Source organism: Streptomyces sp. 8P21H-1, from assembly GCF_013302945.1.
Window position 1 is genome coordinate 1 of sequence record NZ_JABTYA010000251.1, and the last position, 3,304, is coordinate 3,304.

General features: G+C 71.4%; 3 protein-coding genes. All 3 read left to right on the forward strand.

From position 1 onward, the window contains the following. Positions 1-754, forward strand: a 754-nt coding sequence (locus HO151_RS04935; protein WP_173894890.1) for an S-methyl-5-thioribose-1-phosphate isomerase, incomplete at its 5' end; no start/stop codon positions are given. 8 nt (positions 755-762) lie between these two features. Further along, on the forward strand, positions 763-1,452 hold the full coding sequence (mtrA, locus tag HO151_RS04940; RefSeq protein ID WP_188114266.1) for a two-component system response regulator MtrA: 690 nt from the start codon (positions 763-765) through the stop codon (positions 1,450-1,452). A gap of 1 nt (position 1,453) precedes the next feature. Beyond that, positions 1,454-3,304, forward strand: a 1,851-nt coding sequence (mtrB, locus tag HO151_RS04945; protein WP_173894891.1) for an MtrAB system histidine kinase MtrB, incomplete at its 3' end; no start/stop codon positions are given.

Here is a 3,304-nt window from a genome sequence, read left to right on the forward strand (position 1 = left end):
CGCGCTGGCCGCCGCGCGGGCGCTGCACCGGGAGGACGCCGAGGCCAGCGCCCGTATGGCCGTGCACGGGCTGGCGCTGCTCGATGAGCTGCTGCCCGGCGGGAACCACCGGATCCTCACGCACTGCAACACTGGGGCGCTGGTGTCCGGCGGGGAGGGCACGGCGTTCGCGGTGGCGCTCGCCGCGCACCGGGCGGGGCGGCTGCGCAGGCTCTGGGTGGACGAGACGCGTCCGCTGCTGCAGGGCGCCCGGCTGACCTCGTACGAGGCGGCGCGGGCCGGAATGGCGTACACCTTGCTCACGGACAACGCCGCGGGGTCGTTGTTCTCGGCGGGGGAGGTGGACGCGGTGCTCGTCGGAGCGGACCGGATCGCCGCCGACGGTTCGGTGGCGAACAAGGTGGGGACGTATCCGCTCGCGGTGCTGGCCAGGTATCACCACGTGCCGTTCATCGTGGTGGCGCCGTTGACGACGGTGGACCCGGACACCCCGAACGGAGCATCGATCGAGGTCGAGCAGCGCGCCGGTCATGAAGTGACGGAGATCACAGCTCCACTGGTGCCCGTGGCGGGGGTCGAAGCGGGCGGCGGGGTGCCGGTGGCGCCCCTGGGGACCCAGGCGTACAACCCGGCGTTCGATGTGACGCCGCCCGAGTTGGTGACGGCGATCGTCACCGAGCAGGGTGGTGTGTCGCCCGTGACGGCCGAGGCGCTCGCGGAGCTGTGTGACAGGTCACGCCAGGTAACGATTTAGTTAATGGGATGATGTCGTTTATGAAGGGACGAGTCCTTGTCGTCGATGACGACACCGCACTGGCCGAGATGCTCGGCATCGTGTTGCGTGGTGAAGGTTTTGAGCCGTCTTTCGTAGCCGACGGCGACAAGGCGCTGGCCGCTTTCCGTGAGAGCAAGCCCGACCTGGTGCTCCTGGACCTGATGCTCCCCGGCCGGGACGGCATCGAGGTGTGCCGCCTGATCAGGGCGGAGTCCGGGGTACCGATCGTGATGCTCACCGCGAAGAGCGACACCGTCGATGTCGTGGTCGGCCTGGAGTCGGGCGCGGACGACTACATCGTGAAGCCGTTCAAGCCGAAGGAGCTGGTGGCCCGGATCCGGGCCAGGCTGCGCAGGTCCGAGGAGCCGGCGCCGGAGCAGCTCGCGATAGGCGATCTGGTCATCGACGTGGCCGGTCACTCCGTGAAGCGGGACGGCGCCTCGATCGCGCTCACCCCGCTGGAGTTCGACCTGCTGGTGGCGCTGGCCCGCAAGCCGTGGCAGGTGTTCACGCGTGAGGTGCTCCTGGAGCAGGTGTGGGGCTACCGGCACGCGGCGGACACCCGTCTGGTGAACGTCCATGTGCAGCGGCTGCGCTCCAAGGTCGAGAAGGACCCGGAGCGGCCCGAGATCGTGGTGACCGTGCGTGGCGTCGGTTACAAGGCAGGACCGAGCTGACGTGTCCCGGGACAGTGCCGCTTCGGCGCCCGGCGAGCCCGGGGTCCGCTCGGGGCGGCCTGTCGGGCGGAAGGTGACGGGCCCCCGCTGGGGACGCCCGGTGGAGGGAGGGCTGCTCCAGGGCGGGGTCCAGGGCAGCCCGGTCCTGCGGCTGTTCATGCGCTGGGTGCGCCGGCCGCTGCTGCCCGTGATGCGGCTGTGGCGGCGCAACATCCAGCTCAAGGTCGTCGTCACGACCCTGCTGATGTCGCTGGGCGTCGTCCTGCTGCTGGGCTTCGTGGTGATCGGGCAGGTGCGCAACGGCCTGCTGGACGCGAAGGTGAAAGCCTCCCAGAGCCAGGCCACGGGTGGGTTCACGGTCGCCAAGCAGGAGGCCGACAACGCGGCGGGCGCGGGCGCGGACGACCGCGCAGGGCCGGACGACAACCCCGTCAAGAACGTCAGCGGCTGGATGAGCTCCCTCGTGGAGTCGCTCTCCAGCGGTGGTCAGGGCGCGTTCAGCGTCGTGACCCTCGGGACCACCTCCGCGGACAGCGACAGCAGGGGCCTGGGGCCGCGTGCCTCGGGCTATGTCGACCCCAGCCTCAGCGTGCCCCAGGACCTGCGCGAGCGCGTGGACGGCGGCACGGGCGCGGCCCAGAGCTACACGCGTGTCGTCTACACCAACGGCCAGCCCGCCCAGCCCGCGCTGATCATCGGCACGCAGCTCAACGACCCCAAGAGCGATCCGTACCAGCTGTACTACCTGTTCCCGCTCACGCAGGAGGAGAAGTCGCTCAGCCTGGTCAAGGGGACGCTCGCGACGGCGGGACTGTTCGTCGTGGTGCTGCTCGGGGCGATCGCCTGGCTCGTGGTGCGCCAGGTCGTCACGCCCGTGCGGATGGCCGCCGGGATCGCCGAGCGGCTGTCCGCCGGACGCCTCCAGGAGCGTATGAAGGTCACCGGCGAGGACGACATCGCCCGGCTCGGTGAGGCATTCAACAAGATGGCGCAGAACCTCCAGCTGAAGATCCAGCAGCTGGAGGACCTGTCGCGGATGCAGCGGCGGTTCGTCTCCGACGTGTCGCACGAGCTGCGCACGCCGCTGACGACCGTCCGGATGGCGGCCGACGTCATCCACGACGCGCGCGTGGACTTCGATCCGATGACCGCCCGGTCGGCCGAACTGCTCGCCGACCAGCTGGACCGGTTCGAGACGCTGCTGGCGGACCTGCTGGAGATCAGCCGCTTCGACGCGGGCGCGGCGGCCCTGGAGGCCGAGCCGATCGACCTGCGGGAGGTCGTGCGCAGGGTCATCAGCGGGGCCGAGCCGCTCGCCGAGCGCAAGGGGACCCGCATACGGGTGACCGGGGACAAGCAGCCCGTGGTCGCAGAGGCGGACGCCCGGCGGGTGGAGCGGGTGCTGCGCAACCTCGTGGTCAACGCCGTGGAGCACGGTGAGGGCAAGGACGTCGTGGTCAAGCTGGCGGCGGCGGGCGGGGCGGTCGCGGTCGCGGTGCGCGACTACGGGGTGGGGCTCAAGCCCGGTGAGGCGACCCGGGTGTTCAGCCGCTTCTGGCGGGCCGACCCGGCACGCGCGCGTACCACCGGTGGTACGGGCCTCGGCCTGTCCATCGCCCTGGAGGACGCGCGGCTGCACGGTGGCTGGCTGCAGGCGTGGGGCGAACCCGGCGGCGGCTCGCAGTTCCGGCTGACGCTCCCGCGGACGGCGGACGAGCCGCTGCGGGGCTCGCCGATACCGCTGGAGCCCAAGGACTCGCGGCGCAACCGCGGACTGAACGACGCGGGACTGCCCCTCGGCGGCACGCAGAAGCGGGCCACGGTGCCGGCGCAGTCCGCCGGGGAGCGCGCG